We start from the raw sequence: 15,753 nt of genomic DNA, 5'->3' as shown, positions 1-15,753 counted from the left end.
CCGGGCTCAGGGCGTGACGAGTGCGAAGTCCGGGTCCGGCGCGCCGAGATGACCCAGCAGCTCGGTGATCCTCGCCGGGTCGCCGGTCACCTCGGCGCGGCCCGCGAGGTCGGCCGGGGCGAGCTGTCCCAGCAGGACGGCCCGCAGATCCGCCTCGTCCAGGGCGACCTCGACATCGGGCTCCACGGCCGCCGGTCCGCCGGCGGCCGTGTGCGTCAGCACCCCGTTGTGCAGACGCAGCACGATCGCGTCCCCGCCGCGCACCTTCCAGAGCACGGTGATGTCGGCGTCCCAGCTGCGCGGGCCGTCGACCCGGATGCACAGCGCGTCGAAGAGCTGGTCCAGGCTGAGCGCCCGCAGGAAGTCGAGGGAGGTGGTCGTGGTCGGTGTGCCGACCGCGCCGTCCCGCAGTTCCAGGGCGCCCATCAGGAAGAAGTTGCGCCAGGTGCCGTTCTCGCTGCCGTAGCCCAGCTGCTCCAGCGCGTCCGCCTGGAGCGCCCGCGCCCCGGTGTGCTCCGGCTCCGCGAAGACGACATGGTTGACCACCTGGGCGACCCATCGGTAGTCGCCGGCCTCGAACGCCTCGCGCGCCCGGCGCACCACCTCGTCCGCGCCGCCCATGAAGTCCACGTACCGCCGGGCCGCCTCGACGGGCGGGTGCTCCCACAGATGCGCCGGGTTCCCGTCGAACCAGCCCAGGTACCGCTGGTAGATCGCCTTGGTGTTGTGGCTGACCGAACCGTAGTAGCCATGGGTGTGCCAGGCCCTCTCCAGGGCCGGGGGCATCTCCATCGCCTCGGCGATCTCCAGCGGCGTCATCCCCTCGTTGATCATCCGCAGGGTCTGGTCGTGCAGATAGGCGTAGAGGTCGCGCTGTTCGGACAGGAAGGCCAGCACCCGCTCCCGGCCCCGGACCGGCCAGTGGTGGGAGGCGAACGCGATGTCGGTCGCGTCGCCGAACAGGGCGACGGCCTCCGTCAGATACCGCGCCCATACGTGCGGGTCGCGGACCTCGGCGCCGCGCAGCGTCAGCAGGTTGTGGAGGTTGTGCGTGGCGTTCTCCGCCATGCAGAGCGCCGCGTGGGCGGGGAAGTGGATGTTCAGCTCGGAGGGAGCCTCGGTGCCCGGGGTCAGCTGGAAGACCATCCGGATGCCGTCGACCGTCTCCGTCTGCCCCGTACGGGTGATGTCGAGCGTCGGCGGGACCAGCCCGACCGAGCCGGTCGACGTCGTCTGCCCCAGTCCGGCACCGATCTGGCCGCGCTCGCCCTTGGGCAGCGCCGCCCCGTACATGTACGCGGCGCGGCGGGCCATCGCCGTGCCCGCGTACACGTTCTCGCTCACCGCGTGCTCCAGGAAGCCCTCCGGCGCGAGCACCGGCACACCGGCCGCGACGTCCTCGTCGGTGAGGACGCCCCGCACCCCGCCGAAATGGTCGACATGGCTGTGCGTGTACAGCACACCGGTGACCGGGCGGTCCCCGCGGTGGCGCCGGTACAGGGCGAGCGCCGCCGCGGCCGTCTCGGACGAGATCAGCGGGTCGATCACGAGGACGCCGCGCTCGCCCTCCACGACCGTCATGTTCGAGAGGTCGAAGCCCCGGATCTGGTAGATCCCCTCCGTGACCTCGAACAGGCCGTGGTCGCGCACCAGCCGGCTCTGCCGCCACAGGCTCGGATTGGCCGTGGGCGGGCAGTCGCCGTCCAGGAAGCCGTAGGCGTCGAGGTCCCACACGGTCCGCCCGTCGGCCGCGCCGATGATGCTCGTGTCCGAGGTGCCCAGGAACCCGTGGCGCGCGTCGTCGAGATCCTGGGTGTCGTCGAACGGGAACCGGCGCAGCACCGACTCGTTGGCCCGGCCGATCGCGGGCTGGGCGTCCTTGGGCGGTGTGGTCCCGGTCATCCTGAGCTCCCTGTCCGTCGGAGGAGCGGCCCGCCGGCCGCCCCTGACCGCCAGCCTCGCTCCCGGGGCGCGCCCCGGCCACCAGGACTGCGCCGAACGGATCACCCGAATGCCGCTGCCGCTTCCGGCACTTGTGTGACCTGCGAGAACGGAGGAGAATTCCGCCAGTGGGGTGGACTGAGCAGGACACGCAATGGCAGGCGCTGGGTCTCGGAGCCGATGAACTCCGGGTGTACGAGGCGCTGCTCGACCCACCCGCACCCGTGTCCCGCACCGCGCTCGCCGGGCGTCTCGGCCTGACGGTCCGCCGGGTGACGAACGCGCTCGGCCGGCTGGCCGTGCAGGGCTTCGTCCATCCGGCCCGGCGCGGGACGGCCCTTCCCGAAGCCGTGGCTCCCGCCACCGCGCTGCGCAATCTGATCCATCTGCGCCAGGCCGAACTGCTGCACCGCTCGGCGGAGCTGGAGGAACTGACCGGCTCCGTCGACCGGATCGCGGCCCGGCTCCAGAGCGCCGTGCCCACCCGGGGCGCCTCCGGGATCGAGGCGGTCCGGGGCGGCCGGGCGATCGCCCTCCGGGTGCGGTCGCTGCTGGTCTCGGCGAGCGAGGAGGTCGTCCTCCTGGACCGCCCGCCGTACGCGTCGAGCGAGCCGAACGGGATGCCCGCCCCGCTCGACGTCGCCGAACCGGTGCGGCGCGGGGTGCGGGTGCGGGTCGTCGTGGACCGCGAGGGGCTGCGCTTCCACGGGCGGGCCCGGGGCCTCGGCGAACTGGCCGCGCAGGGCGTCCAGATACGGGTGGGCGTGGACCTGCCCACCAAGCTGATCGGGATCGACCGCCGGGTGACCCTGCTGCCCCCGACCGACGCGGCGGATCCGACGGCCTCCGCCCTGGTGGTGAGCGACGCGCTGCTGAGCAATGCCCTGGTGCCGCTGTTCGAGGGGATCTGGGAGCGGGCCCTGCCCATCGGCTCCGTGGTGGAGGAGGAGATCACCGACGAGGACCGGGAACTGCTCACCATGCTCGCCTCCGGCCTCAAGGACGAGGCGATGGCCCGGCGGCTGGACATCCACGTCCACACCGTGCGCCGCCGCATCACCCGGCTGATGCGCGCGCTGAACGCCGAGACCCGTTTCCAGGCGGGCGTCCAGGCCGCGCTGCGCGGCTGGCTCATGGCCTGACCCCGTGGGCTCCGCACCGGCGGACGCATAATCATTCCGGTTTGTCCTGTCGAGTCCGGTACGCGTAGATTCCCCGGGCCTGCCGCCGGCGAACCGCCCCTCTCCCGGCTCGCGGACGAGCGGCACGGCGACCTGTCGTCATCGGCTGGGAGGCCCCGCCCATATGTCCGGAACCGTCGACCGATGGACCACCGCGCTGCGCGACGCCCGGCGGGCGGGCACCCTGTGGCCGTGGTGGCTCGCAGTCCTCGCGTCGGCCTGCGGCTACGCCGTGGCCACCGTCTTTCACCCCGGCTACCTCAGCGCCGACAGCAACACCCAGCTGGGTCAGGCGCTCGGCGACGAGCCCGTGAACGACTGGCACCCGCCCGTGATGGCCCTCGCCTGGCGGGCCGTCATCGCGGTCACCGGCGACTTCGCCGCCATGGCGGCCCTCCAGACCGCCCTGCTGTGGGGCTCCCTCTGGGTGCTGGCCCGGCTGGTGTGGAAGCACACCGGCAGCCGCGGACTCTCCCTCGCCCCGCTGGCCGTCGGCTTCGCTCCGCACCTCATGAACTTCACCGGGGTCGTCTGGAAGGACGTGCACCTGGCGTACGCGCTCCTCGCCGTTCTCGCCGTGGCCCTGACCGTGCGCGACCTGCCGCCGGAGCGGACGAGGACGCGCTGGGCGCTCCTCGCCCTGGGGCTGCTGCTGCTCGGCTACGCCGCCCTCGTCCGCAAGAACGGCCTGCCCGCCACGCTCCCCTTCCTCGCCCTGCTCACCCTCGCCGCCCGGCCGGCCCCGGGCCGCCGCCACTGGCTGGCCGCCGCCGGGGCCTTCCTCGCCGTGGTCCTGGCCGGCGGCGCCGCCGTGGACGCCGCCACCTCCCCGCTGCCGACCCGCGTCTACGCGGTGATCCCCGTCGACGACCTCGTCCACGTGCTCACCCCGGAGCAGGTGCGGACGGCCGCCGAACGGGCGGGCGCGAGCCCCGGTCTGAGGGACGGTCTGGTCACCGCCGCCACCGACTGCGCGCGGCGCGGGATCACCTCCGACGCCTACCTCCAGTGTTTCCCGCACCGCCGGCCCTTCGACGTCACCTATCTCGACCGGAACGCCGACGTCCTCGTCCGGATGTGGACCCAGCAGATGCCCCGGCACTGGAAGGGGTACGCGGAGTACCGCGTCCGGGTCTTCAGCAAACTGCTGTTCCGGAGCAACCAGGTCTTCTGGAACGGCACCCGCGTCAACGCGGGTGTCGAGGTCAACCCGGTCGCCCGGCGCGAACCGCTCAACGACACGCTGCGGGCCGCGCTGGGGAACTACGTGACCGGGGCCCACCGCGATGTGCCCATGCTGTTCCAGGGCTGGTTCTGGCTGGCCGTCTCGCTCGTCCTCGTCCTGCGCCGCAAATGGGCCGGCCCCTTCGGCCGCGAACTGCGCCTGCTCGGCGCCAGTTCGCTGCTCTACATCCTGGCCTATCTGCCGACCGCCCCCGAGTCCAACTACCGCTATGTGTACTGGCCGGCGCTGGCCGGGACCGTCGCGCTGACCCTCGTCGCCGTCGGCCACGCCGCCCGGCGCCGCGCAGCCCCGGGTGCTCCGGCCGGGACGACCTCCGCCCGCCCCGCCGTACCGCAGGCGGGGGGCTCGCCCGAGACCGTTCCGGCCGCCGCGCCCCTGGGCTGACCGGCGCCGGGACTGGCGGACCGCGCGGCCGCTCGGGCAGGGTGGCCGCATGTACCCGGAACTGCAGAACGTGGCGATCGACTGTGCGGATGCCTATGAACTGGCCCGGTTCTGGAGCCGGGTGCTGGGCCACCCGCTCCACGAGGAGGACGGGCCGGGTGTGACGGAGGCGGAGGTGATGCTGCCGCACGGGCCGCTGCTCCACTTCAACCAGGTGCCCGAGCCGAAGACCGTCAAGAACCGGCTGCACCTGTGCCTGCGGCCGACGACGACCCGTGAGGCGGAGGTCGCCCGGCTCCTGGAGCTGGGCGCCACCCTCGTCGACGACCTCAGGGAGCCCGACGGCACCGGCTGGGCGGTCCTCGCCGACCCCGAGGGCAACGAGTTCTGCGTCCTGCGCAGCGCCGCCGAGCGGGCGGCGACGAGCGCGTCCTGACCCGGCGGCCGGACCGCGGTGGCGGGTGGGGCCCGCGTTACCATGGGGCTTTCTGTCCACTTGGTCGAACGATCGGCCTGGAGCGAGCGTGCCCGGGTGGTACGGAGATCGGAGCGTCGTGTCGAGTCGACCCGCGGGCCACAAGGCGATCATCGAGGCGGCCCGGCAGGAGTTCTCCGAGCAGGGGTACGGATCGACCTCGATCCGCGACATCGCCCAGCGCGCGGGCGTCAGCCTCTCCGCCCTGTACTACTACTACAAGGGCAAGCAGGAGCTGCTGGTCGCCATTCTCGACGACGGGCTCGACGCCTACTTCTCCGCCTGCGAGCGCGCGCTCGACGCCGTCGGCGACGATCCGGCCGAGCGGCTGGAGGCGCTGGTCGAGGCCACCGTGCGCTTCCGTATCGACCACCGCACGAAGAGCAGCATCGTGCTGACCGAGGGCCGCAGCCTGGAGCCCGAGCACCTCGCCCGCTACCGCGAGAACGAGGAGCGGGGCTCCCGCCAGTTCCGCGAGGTGATCGAGGACGGGGTGGCGCGGGGACTGTTCCTCACCCCCTACCCCGACGACGCCCGGCGCGCGGTGATCGCGATGTGCAACGCGGTCGCCCAGTGGTACCGCGCCGACGGCGAGGTCGGCCCCGACGAGCTGGTCGAGCGCTATGTCGCGCTGGCGCTCGTCGTCGTCGAGTACCGCCCCAGGGCCACCCGCCGCGGCGCCGCCGTACGCGACTGACCCCTGCCGCGCCCGTCCGAAAGGCGCCTGCCGAGCCCGTCACCGGGGCTCGGCAGGCGCCTTTCGTGTTCCCGCTCCGGGGATGCCCGACACGTAAACGGTCAGCGTTGTCTGAATAGCTTGGCATTAAGCAGTCAGCGCTGTATGTTTTATGTGCCGGCGCAGACGCCGGCCGCAGAGCCGCCCCGGAGCCGGGGCGAAGAGCCGAGGAGCCACATGTCCGGCGAGATCCTGGAACACACCACCCTCTTCATCGGCGGCCGCTGGGTCCGGCCCGCCGGATCCGACGTCATCGAGGTCCGCTCGCCGCACGACGGCAGCCTCGTCGGCCGGGTGCCGCACGCCACCACCGAGGACGTCGACGCCGCGGTCGCCGCCGCCCGCGAGGCGTTCGACCACGGGCCCTGGCCGCGTCTGCGGGTGGAGGAGCGGCTGGCGGTCATCGGGCGGATCGTGGAGCTCATGGGCGCACGGGCCCAGGAGTTCGCCGAGCTGATCACCCGCGAGAACGGCTCCCCGATCTCCTGGAGTCTCGTCAACCAGGTGAAGGGCGCGATCGGCCACTTCGCGGTCACGGCCAAGGTGGCCGAGGCCTTCCCCTTCGAGGAGTCCCGGCAGGGCATGAGCCGGCCGCTGGTGCTGCGGCGTGAACCGGTGGGCGTCGTGGCCGGCATCGTGCCGTGGAACGTGCCGCAGTTCACCGCCGCCTCCAAGCTGGCCCCCGCGCTCGCCGCCGGCTGCACCGTCGTGCTGAAGCCCTCGCCCGAAACCCCCCTCGACGCCTTCCTGTTCGCGCGGATCGCGGCCGAGGCCGGACTGCCCGAGGGCGTCCTGAGCGTGCTGCCGGCCGACCGGGAGGTCAGTGAGTACCTGGTCGCGCACCCGGGCGTCGACAAGGTCGCCTTCACCGGATCGGTCGCCGCGGGCAAGCGCGTCATGGAGGTCGCCGCCCGCAACCTGACCCGCGTCACCCTGGAACTCGGCGGCAAGTCCGCGGCCGTCGTGCTGCCCGACGCCCCCGTCGACGACGTGGTGAACACCGTGCTCAGCGGCTCCTTCCTCAACAACGGCCAGGCCTGTGTCGCCCTGACCAGGGTGCTGCTGCCCCGCAGCCGGTACGAGGAGCTGAGCGGCGCGCTCGTCGACGCGGTCCGCGCGCTCACCGTGGGCGACCCCCTCGACCCGGCCACCCAGGTCGGCCCGCTCGTGACCAGGCGTCAGCAGGCCCGCAACCTCGACTACATCCGCATCGGCCGGGAGGAGGGCGCCACCCTGCTCACCGGCGGTGGCGTCCCCGCCGGGCTGGAGGCGGGCGCCTACGTCGAGCCGACGCTCTTCGGCGACGTCACCAACGACATGCGCATCGCCCGCGAGGAGATCTTCGGCCCGGTGGTCTGCCTGCTGCCGTACGAGGACGAGGAGGACGCCGTACGGATCGCGAACGACTCCGACTTCGGGCTCTCCGGGGCCGTCGTCACCGCCGACGTCGACCACGGACTGGAGATCGCGCGCCGCGTCCGCACCGGTACCTTCACGGTCAACGGCTTCTCCGTCGACCTGACCGCGCCCTTCGGCGGCTACAAGAACTCCGGCATCGGCCGCGAGTTCGGCGCCGCCGGCCTCACCGCCTACCTGGAGCAGAAGGCGATCGCGCTGCCCGCGTTCTGACCCGCCCCGGCCCCGGTGCGCCGGGGCCTCCCCTCTCCACCCACCCCACACCCGCGGGAACCCGCACCCCTCAGGAGCCGTCATGCTTGCCGCACTCATCACCGCCCCCGGCCAGGACACCCTCGAAGTCCGCGACGACGTCGAGACCACCGGCTTCGGCCCCGGCAAGGTCAGGGTCGCCATCAGGGCCACCGGCCTCTGCCACTCCGACCTCTCCGGCATGTCCGGGAAGATCCCCGGCCCCACCCCGATGGTCCTCGGCCACGAGGGCGCCGGAGAGGTCCTGGAGGTCGGCGACGGCGTCACCCATGTGAAGCCCGGCGACCACGTCATCGTCAACTGGCGCCCCGCGTGCGGGCACTGCGCCCACTGCCGGCGCGGCGAGTCCAACCTGTGCGGCGCCGGATCCGCCGCGATGCGGGTCCCGGCCTTCACCTCTCGCGGCACCGACCTGTACCGCTTCATGGGCGCGGGCACCTTCGCCGAGGAGGTCGTCCTCGAAGCCGGATTCGCCGCGCCGATCCCCGACGACGTGTCCTACGAGGCCGCCGCCCTGATCGGCTGCGGCGTCACCACCGGCATCGGCGCGGCGATCAACTCCGCGCAGGTCAAGCCCGGTGAGACCGTCGCCGTCGTGGGCTGCGGCGGCGTCGGCATCAGCGCCGTCATGGGCGCCCGCGCGGCCGGCGCCGCGCAGATCGTCGCGATCGACCCGGTGGCCTCCCGCCGTGCCTGGGCCGTCGACTTCGGCGCCACCGCCGCCGTCGCCCCCGACGAGGTCAAGGACGCCGTCGACACGTACACCGGGGGACTCGGCTTCGACCACGTCATCGAGGCCGTCGGACGCCCGGCCACCGTGCGCTCGGCCTACGAGACCGCCCGGCAGGGCGGCACGGTCTGCCTGGTCGGCGTCGGCGGCTTCGAGGACATGGTCCCGGTCAACCTGCTGGAACTCTTCGTCAGCGCCAAGCGCATCATCCCCTCCGTGTACGGGGGCGACGACGTGACCCGCACCTATGACCGCATCATCAATCTGCTTCGGGCCCGCCGCATCGACCTGGAGGCGCTGGTCACCCACCGGCTGCCGCTGGCCGACGTCAACGACGCCCTCGGCCTGATGCGCAGCGGCGAGGCGCTGCGCGTCATGCTCACCACCGGCTGAGCGCCCCGCACCGCCCACGCCGCCCGGAACCGCCGCCCCGCCCCTGAGGGAGCGCGGCCCCGGGCGGCGGCCCGCCGGCCCCGTACGGCATAGGATTTCCGCATGTCCGAGCAGCATCCCCCCCGGCAGCGGCGCGTCCAGCAGCGCGCGCTCGACACCCGCAGGCTCCTTCTCGACGCCACCGTCCGGGTCCTCGTCGACCAGGGCTTCGCCCAGTTCTCCACGCTCGCCGTGGGGGAGGCCGCCGGGGTGTCACGGGGACGCCTCGTCCACCACTTCCCGACCCGCACCGCGCTCATCGAGGCCACGCTCGACCATCTCGTCGAGCGCTACCGGGAGCGCGTCCCGCTCCATCTGGAGCTGATCACCGACGGCCCGCACGAGGGACGGATCGCCCGCGCCCTCGATGTGCTGTGGAGCCTCAAGCGCAGCCGCGAGTACCAGGCCTGCCTCGAACTCATGGCGGGCGCCCGCGGCGACGACGAACTCCGCGACGCCCTGCGCGTCTTCGACGGCCGTCTCGGCGACGCCCTCTCCGACGCCGTCCACCGCCTGGTCGGCTCCATGGCCGACCGCCCCGGCTTCGACGCGAGCCTGCTGACCGCGATCAGCGCGATGCGCGGACTGCTGCTCATGGCCCGCGCCACCGGCGTCTCCGAGGGCGAGCTAGAGGGTGACTGGTCCGCGATGCGCGAGCGGCTCGTGCTCGTCTTCCGGGAGTACGACCCGGAGGGCGTCTAGAAGCCGTCGCGAGGCCCGGTACTGGGCATGAACGGGACAAACGGAGGGAAGTCCCCGGTGCGGTCCGTTCCGGTCGCCGCGCGTTCCCCGTTCGTTCAACTCGCCTTCCCTGGAAGGGCCGTGTGACGGTCCTAGGGTCCTTTCCGGTCTACCGGGAAGGGACTCATGGACACGCTCCCCGCCGTCCGGGCTCGCGGCATCGTCAAGAGCTTCGGTGACGTCATCGCTCTCGACGGAGTCGATCTGGAGGTGACGCGGGGGCGGATCCACGGGCTGGCCGGGCCCAACGGGGCGGGCAAGACCACGCTGCTCGGACTGCTCCTCGGCCTCGCCGTCGCCGACGCGGGCGGGCTGGAGATCCTCGGCACCCCCGTCGGCCGGGCGCTCTCCGTCCCCGAGGGCGTCGCCGGATTCGTCGACGGCCCCGGGCTCTACCCCTCGCTCACCGCCCGGCAGAACCTCTCCGCGCTCGCCGCACTGCACGGCACCGGCCGCGCGGACACGGCGATCGACGAGGCCCTGGAGCAGGTCGGACTCACCGACGTCGCCGACGAGCGGACCCGCGGCTTCTCCCTGGGCATGCGCCAGCGCCTCGGGCTGGCCGCCGCCCTGCTCACCGAACCCCGTCTGCTGGTCCTCGACGAACCCGCCAACGGCCTGGATCCGGCCGGGAAGAAGCACATCCACGGCGTCCTGGCCGGGCTCGCCGCCCGCGGCACCGCGGTCGTCCTCTCCAGCCACCGCATGGACGACCTGGAGGCCCTGTGCTCCGAGGTCACCATCCTCTCCACCGGGCGGGTCGTCTTCTCCGGACCGCTGGACGCACTGGCCGCCGGGGACCGCGCACTCGACTACCGGGTCCTCACCTCCGACCCCGGGGCCGCCCGCACCCTCGCGCTGGACACCTCCGGCGTCCACCTCGTCGAGGAGACGGACGCGGGCTCCGGCCCCCTGGTCGTCCGCGCCGCGACACCCGCCCTCGACGCGCTCGTCGTCCGCCTCGTGCACGCGGACATCGCCCTGCGTGAACTCGCCCCCGTGGTGTCCCCGCTGGAGGCCGCCTTCCTCGCCCTCACCGACCAGCGCCAGGAGGCCGTTCGATGACCACCACCGTGAACGGCCCGGCCACGTCCGCGGACCCCGGCACCGGCACCGGGCCCGCTGCGGCCAGGCCCGTCCCGCTGACCCGCTGCTACCGCTTCGAGCTGGTCAAGCTGGTCTCGCAGTGGCGGATCCGCCTCGTCCTCCTCGCCTGCTGGCTGGCTCCCGCGCTCTTCGTCGCCGCGGTGAGCCGGCAGAGCTCCCTGCCCGTCGACACCCTCTTCGGACGCTGGATGCACGCCTCCGGCTGGGCCGGGCCCCTCGTCGTGCTCGGCTTCTCCGGCATCTGGGCGCTCCCGCTGCTGACCTCGCTCGTCGCCGGTGACGTGTTCGCCGCCGAGGACCGGCTCGGCACCTGGCGCCATCTGCTCGTCGCCGTCCGCTCGCCGCGCCGCATCTTCGTCTCGAAGGCGCTGGCCAGCCTCACCGTCATCCTGCTGCTCGTCGCCGGACTCGTCGTCTCGGGCATCGCCGGCGGGCTCCTCGCCGTCGGCAACCATCCCCTCGTAGGACTCGACGGCCATCTGCTGCCGGCGGGCGACGCCGCCGCCACCGTGCTGCTCGCCTGGGCCTGCGTCCTCGCCCCGACCCTGGCCCTCGCCGCGCTCGGACTGCTCGGCTCGGTCACCCTCGGCCGCTCCCCGATGGGCCTGCTGCTGCCCGCCCTGGTCGCCCTCGCCACCCAGCTCCTCCAGATGCTGCCGCTGCCCGTCGGGGTACGCCTCGCCCTGCCCGGCTACGCCTTCACCGCCTGGAACGGGCTGTTCACCCGGCCCGGCCAGCACGGCCCGCTGCTGATCGGCATCGTCGTCGCCCTGCTGTGGGCGGTGACCGCCACAGCGCTCGCGTACCTCCACTTCGTACGCCGCGACTTCACCGGCACCGGCGACGACGGCTCGCCCCGCCGCGCCCTCCTCGGCGGCGCCCTGCCGCTCGCCGGACTGCTCGCCGCCTCGGTCGCCGTCGTCACCGCCACCACCACCGCGCAGGGCTCCGGCATCGGACAGGACGAGGTCCAGCGCTCCGTCGCCACCGCCTTCGCCCATCTCTACCGCCAGCAGACCGGACAGCTGCACCGGCCCGACGTCACCGAGGAGCAGCTGCGGACCACCGCCGCCTGCACCAAGGGCGGTGTCGCCGACGGTGTGAGCGGGCCCGGCAACGACTGGCGCTGCGTCGTCACCTGGCACCTCCCCGATGTCGCCGCCACCGGCTCGGCCGTCTACCAGCTCGACGTCGCACCCGACGGCCGGTACATGGCCGACGGCGACGGGCCGAAGCAAGTGAACGGCTACTTCCTGGTGCGGACCCCGACCGGGGACACGCCCAACCCGCTCTGGCAGTTCGACGGCAATGTCGCACTGCTCGGCACCGAGAAGGGATGACTCCATGCAGGTAACACGGCGCAGGCGGCCCGGGAGGAGCCGATCGGGCCCGCTCGGCGGACGCGTCGGCCGAATCCCACTGGTCACGGCCGGGATCACCGCCCTCGCGCTCGTCGCCGCGGGCACCGCGTTCGCCCGGACCCAGCAGTTCGGCACCGACCGGGTCGGCGAGGTCACCCGGGACGGCCTCGTCGTCTCCGCCGACCAGTACGTCGCCCCGTACGGCGAACGGCTCGTCATCGACAACGGCAAGATCATGTCGTCCGAGGTCAGCCCGGACGGAACCCACCTCGCGGCCTCGGTCGCGGACGGCGGCGCGGCCCTGGCCGTCGTCGACCTGAAGAGCTGGAAGGTCCAGCAGGTCGTCGGCACGGCGGCCTCCTCGACCCCGCGCATCGGCTCCAACAACGTGGGCCAGGAAGGCCCCACCTACTCGCCCGACGGCAGCCATCTCTGGCTGGGCCAGCCCGACGGCTACACCCGCTTCACCGTGAACGCGGACGGCACCGTCTCCGACCCGGTCACCGTCAGGATCGCGGCCGACGGCCCCAGGCGCGCCCTGGTCGGCGAGGCCGTGTTCTCGCCCGACGGCACCACCGTCTACTCCGCGGTCAACGGCCAGAACCGGGTGGTCGCCATCGACGCGGCCACCGGTACCGTCCGCACCAGTTGGGCCGTCGGCAACGCCCCGCGCGACCTCGTCCAGGTCGGCGGCAAGCTCTACGTCAGCAACGAGGGCGGCCGTCCCGCGAAGCCCGGCGACACCACCATCAACTCGTACAACACCCAGGTACCGGCCGACCCGGTGACCGCCGCCACCACCACCGGCACGGTCAGCGTCATCGACCTGGCCCACCCCGACGCGGCCGTCGGCAGCATCGACGTCGGACTGCACCCGACCGCGCTCTACGCGAAGAACGGCGCGCTCTTCGTCACCAACACGGCCACCAACGACGTCTCCGTGATCCGCACGTCCGACGACAAGGTCGTGCAGACCATCGCCACCCGCCCCTGGCCGGAGGCCTCGGTGGGGTACGAGCCGGACGCGGTCACCCTGACCGACGACGGGCGGCTGCTGGTCACCCTCGGCCGCGCCAACGCGGTCGCCGTGTACCGGTACACGAGCCCGCAGGAGCCGGTGAGCTACGTCGGCCTGCTGCCCACCGACTACTTCCCGGCGGAGATCACCACCGTCGGCAAGCAGGTCGTCGTCTCGCACACCCGGGGCATCGACGCACGCCGCCCCACCTCCGCCGCGGGGCACGGCACCCACGACACCACGTCCAGCCTGACGCGGTTCACGCTGCCCTCCGACCGCACCGTGCGCAACGAGACGAAGAAGGTCTTCCGCCAGAACGGCTGGACGGCCGGCTCCGTCGCGTACGCCGAGGGCCGCAAGCCGGCGAAGCCGGTGCCCGTACCGGCCCGGCTCGGCGACCCGTCGACGATCAAGCACGTCTTCCTGATCGTCAAGGAGAACCGCACCTACGACCAGGTCCTCGGCGACATCCCGGAGGGCGACGGCGACCCCTCGCTCACCCAGTTCGGCGAGAACGTCACCCCCAACCAGCACGCCCTGGCCAAGCAGTTCGGGCTCTACGACAACACCTACGACATCGGGACCAACTCCGCCGAGGGACACAACTGGCTGATGCAGGCCGACAACCCCGAGTACACGGAGTCCTCGGCCGGTGAGTATCTGCGCAGCTACGACACCGAGGACGACGCGCTCGGCCACCAGCGGACCGGTTTCCTGTGGACCGGCGCGCAGGCGGCGGGCCGGACCGTGCGGGACTTCGGCGAGTTCCAGCAGTTCCTGACCAAACCGGCCGGGGCCACCTGGCAGAACCTGTACTGCGACAGCAGGAACATGGAGGCGACCGGGCAGGACACCGCCTACCCGCTGATCTCCTCGTCCCCGATCCCGTCGCTCAACGACGTGTCGGTGCACGGCTTCCCGAAGTTCGACACCGCCGTCCCCGACGTCTACCGGTACGGCATCTGGAAGCGGGACTTCGAGAAGAACGGTCCGGCGGACCTGAACATGTTCTGGTACTCCAGCGACCACACCGGGGGACCGGCCGGCTCCGCCGCCCAGGTCGCCGACAACGACCTCGCGGTCGGGAAGATGGTCGACACCATCACCCACAGCAGGTACTGGAAGGACTCCGCGATCTTCGTGGTCGAGGACGACTCCCAGGCGGGCCTGGACCACGTCGACGGCCACCGGGCCCCGATCCAGATCATCAGCCCGTACGCGCGGCGCGGCGTCGTGGACAGCCGCTATTACTCGCAGATCACGATCATCCGCACCATCGAGCAGATCCTCGGCATCCGTCCGATGAACCAGAAGGACAGCGCGGCCACCCCGATGACCGGCGCCTTCACCAAGAAGGCGGACTACACCCCGTTCACGGCACTGCCCAACCGGACCTCGCTGACCGACGGGCTGGCCACCCCGCCCTCCTGCGGCCTCGACGTCCCGGCGGCACAGAACCCGCTCGCCGCGCCGGTTCCGTCCGCGAAGGTGCCCGCCGAGATGAAGCCGATGGCCTCGCGGTGGAGCACCTGGAAGTCCCGGCAGCGGCTGTCCGGCCCCCGGGCCGTGCCGGACTTCGCGAACCCGGCGCAGATGAACCACTTCACCTGGTACGAGACGCACAACTGGAAGCAGCCGTACCCCGGTGAGAAGAAGATCTTCGCACCGGAGGACGTCCCGGGCGCGGCGATCCCGTCGCCCGAGTCCGACGGCTGATCCGGACACCGGAATCCCTCGGGGTGGGGGCGCGGCGCAGCGCCCCCACCCTCCGCGTACCTGACGGGCCCGGCTACGGTGGGGCGGCATGACCTCCACCGAGACCGAGATCACCGCCGAACTCGTCGTCGCGCTGCTGCGCGAGCAGCATCCCGATCTGGCCGGCCGGCCCGTCCGCCTCGGTGCGCGCGGCTGGGACAACCAGCTCTGGCGGCTGGGCGACGACCTCGCCGTACGGCTGCCCTGGGCGACCGAGCGCTCGGACGAACTGCTCCGCAAGGAACACGCCTGGCTGCCCGTCCTCGCCCCGGGACTGCCGCTGCCGGTGCCCGTGCCGGAGCGCTTCGGTGAGCCCTCCGCCCGGTTCCCCCGGCCCTGGATCGTCACCACCTGGGTGCCCGGGACGCCGGGCGACCGGGCGCCCGCCACCCGGGCGGACCGCGCGGCCGAGACCCTGGCCGCCTTTCTGACGGCGCTGCACCGCCCCGCCCCCGACTCCGCGCCGACGGGAGGATTCGGCCGGGGCGGGCCGCTCTCCGCGATTTCCGACGGCGTGACCGAGTCGATCGCGACGGTCGCCGGGCAGGGACTGATCGACGACCCCGACGCCGTCCTGGCGATCTGGGAGGACGCGGTCGCCGCACCTGCGTGGGACGGTCCCGCGCTCTGGCTCCACGGGGACCTCCACCCGGCCAACGTCCTCACCGCGGACGGCAGTTTCTGCGGGGTGATCGATTTCGGCGACCTCTGCTCCGGCGATCCGGCGGGCGATCTGGGGTCCGCCTGGGTGCTGCTGCCGGACGGCGCGCTCGACCGCTTCCACGCGGTGTACGGACCGGCCGCGGATCCCGCGACCCGCCGCCGCGCCCGGGGCTGGGCCGTGGTGCAGGCGCTGACCGGGCTCTCCGTCGGGGACGCGGGTGACCACGGCCGCCCCGGCGGCAAGTCCTCCTGGGGCCCGCCCGCCCGCGCCTCGCTGCGCCGCCTCCTGGAGACGGCGGCCTGAGCCGGGGCGCG

At 72.9% G+C, this 15,753-nt stretch carries 12 protein-coding genes; 11 read left to right on the top strand and 1 reads right to left on the bottom strand.

The features are described 5' to 3' along the window. Positions 1-6: 6 nt before the first annotated feature. Positions 7-1,902, bottom strand: a complete 1,896-nt coding sequence (locus ACFVDM_RS07200; protein WP_383634312.1) for an alkyl/aryl-sulfatase — start codon at positions 1,900-1,902, stop codon at positions 7-9. A 167-nt stretch (positions 1,903-2,069) separates the two neighbouring features. Between ACFVDM_RS07200 and ACFVDM_RS07195 the strand changes: the two genes are divergently transcribed. The 11 genes from ACFVDM_RS07195 to ACFVDM_RS07145 all read left to right on the top strand — a co-directional run bounded on the left by ACFVDM_RS07195 (position 2,070) and on the right by ACFVDM_RS07145 (position 15,742). Next, a complete protein-coding gene (locus ACFVDM_RS07195; protein WP_383634310.1) occupies positions 2,070-3,083 on the top strand; it encodes a LuxR family transcriptional regulator in 1,014 nt (337 codons plus the stop codon). Positions 3,084-3,246: 163 nt separating this feature from the next. Next, positions 3,247-4,752, top strand: coding sequence for a hypothetical protein (locus ACFVDM_RS07190; protein WP_383634308.1), 1,506 nt, complete (start codon positions 3,247-3,249; stop codon positions 4,750-4,752). Between the two features lie 49 nt (positions 4,753-4,801). Continuing rightward, complete coding sequence (locus ACFVDM_RS07185) at positions 4,802-5,188, top strand: VOC family protein (protein ID WP_383634306.1); 387 nt, start codon at positions 4,802-4,804, stop codon at positions 5,186-5,188. A 118-nt stretch (positions 5,189-5,306) separates the two neighbouring features. Continuing rightward, positions 5,307-5,924: a TetR family transcriptional regulator gene (locus ACFVDM_RS07180; RefSeq protein WP_383634304.1), complete on the top strand. Its 618-nt coding sequence runs from the start codon at positions 5,307-5,309 to the stop codon at positions 5,922-5,924. Between the two features lie 216 nt (positions 5,925-6,140). Further along, the gene (locus ACFVDM_RS07175) at positions 6,141-7,592 is read left to right on the top strand and encodes an aldehyde dehydrogenase (RefSeq protein ID WP_383634303.1); all 1,452 of its coding nucleotides are present in this window, start codon (positions 6,141-6,143) and stop codon (positions 7,590-7,592) included. Between the two features lie 82 nt (positions 7,593-7,674). Further along, positions 7,675-8,754: an alcohol dehydrogenase catalytic domain-containing protein gene (locus ACFVDM_RS07170; protein ID WP_383634301.1), complete on the top strand. Its 1,080-nt coding sequence runs from the start codon at positions 7,675-7,677 to the stop codon at positions 8,752-8,754. Between the two features lie 102 nt (positions 8,755-8,856). Further along, positions 8,857-9,495 carry a TetR/AcrR family transcriptional regulator gene (locus ACFVDM_RS07165; RefSeq protein ID WP_383634299.1) on the top strand — a complete coding sequence of 213 codons (639 nt, stop codon included), beginning with the start codon at positions 8,857-8,859 and terminating at the stop codon, positions 9,493-9,495. Between the two features lie 165 nt (positions 9,496-9,660). After that, positions 9,661-10,599, top strand: a complete 939-nt coding sequence (locus tag ACFVDM_RS07160; protein ID WP_383634297.1) for an ABC transporter ATP-binding protein — start codon at positions 9,661-9,663, stop codon at positions 10,597-10,599. Next, complete coding sequence (locus tag ACFVDM_RS07155) at positions 10,596-11,981, top strand: ABC transporter permease (RefSeq protein WP_383634295.1); 1,386 nt, start codon at positions 10,596-10,598, stop codon at positions 11,979-11,981. Before ACFVDM_RS07160 ends, ACFVDM_RS07155 begins: the two co-directional genes overlap by 4 nt. Positions 11,982-11,985: 4 nt before the next feature. Then, positions 11,986-14,736 carry an alkaline phosphatase family protein gene (locus ACFVDM_RS07150; RefSeq protein WP_383634293.1) on the top strand — a complete coding sequence of 917 codons (2,751 nt, stop codon included), beginning with the start codon at positions 11,986-11,988 and terminating at the stop codon, positions 14,734-14,736. An 88-nt stretch (positions 14,737-14,824) separates the two neighbouring features. Beyond that, the gene (locus ACFVDM_RS07145) at positions 14,825-15,742 is read left to right on the top strand and encodes an aminoglycoside phosphotransferase family protein (RefSeq protein WP_383634291.1); all 918 of its coding nucleotides are present in this window, start codon (positions 14,825-14,827) and stop codon (positions 15,740-15,742) included. Positions 15,743-15,753 lie beyond the last annotated feature (11 nt).

The organism is Streptomyces sp. NPDC057682 (genome assembly GCF_042799575.1).
In the GTDB taxonomy this organism is placed as follows: domain Bacteria; phylum Actinomycetota; class Actinomycetes; order Streptomycetales; family Streptomycetaceae; genus Streptomyces.
The sequence above is the reverse complement of the archived record's forward strand: the minus strand, read 5'-3'. Positions and strand labels throughout refer to the sequence as shown.

What these genes read in the sequence shown, in the direction of transcription:
- ACFVDM_RS07185 (WP_383634306.1), top strand. Translation starts at nt 4,802, where the DNA reads ATGTACCCGGAACTGCAGAACGTGGCGATCGACTGTGCGGATGCCTAT.
- ACFVDM_RS07155 (WP_383634295.1), top strand. Translation starts at nt 10,596, where the DNA reads ATGACCACCACCGTGAACGGCCCGGCCACGTCCGCGGACCCCGGCACC.
- ACFVDM_RS07145 (WP_383634291.1), top strand. Translation starts at nt 14,825, where the DNA reads ATGACCTCCACCGAGACCGAGATCACCGCCGAACTCGTCGTCGCGCTG.
- ACFVDM_RS07160 (WP_383634297.1), top strand. Translation starts at nt 9,661, where the DNA reads ATGGACACGCTCCCCGCCGTCCGGGCTCGCGGCATCGTCAAGAGCTTC.
- ACFVDM_RS07200 (WP_383634312.1), bottom strand. Translation starts at nt 1,902, where the DNA reads ATGACCGGGACCACACCGCCCAAGGACGCCCAGCCCGCGATCGGCCGG.
- ACFVDM_RS07190 (WP_383634308.1), top strand. Translation starts at nt 3,247, where the DNA reads ATGTCCGGAACCGTCGACCGATGGACCACCGCGCTGCGCGACGCCCGG.
- ACFVDM_RS07165 (WP_383634299.1), top strand. Translation starts at nt 8,857, where the DNA reads ATGTCCGAGCAGCATCCCCCCCGGCAGCGGCGCGTCCAGCAGCGCGCG.
- ACFVDM_RS07150 (WP_383634293.1), top strand. Translation starts at nt 11,986, where the DNA reads ATGCAGGTAACACGGCGCAGGCGGCCCGGGAGGAGCCGATCGGGCCCG.
- ACFVDM_RS07175 (WP_383634303.1), top strand. Translation starts at nt 6,141, where the DNA reads ATGTCCGGCGAGATCCTGGAACACACCACCCTCTTCATCGGCGGCCGC.
- ACFVDM_RS07170 (WP_383634301.1), top strand. Translation starts at nt 7,675, where the DNA reads ATGCTTGCCGCACTCATCACCGCCCCCGGCCAGGACACCCTCGAAGTC.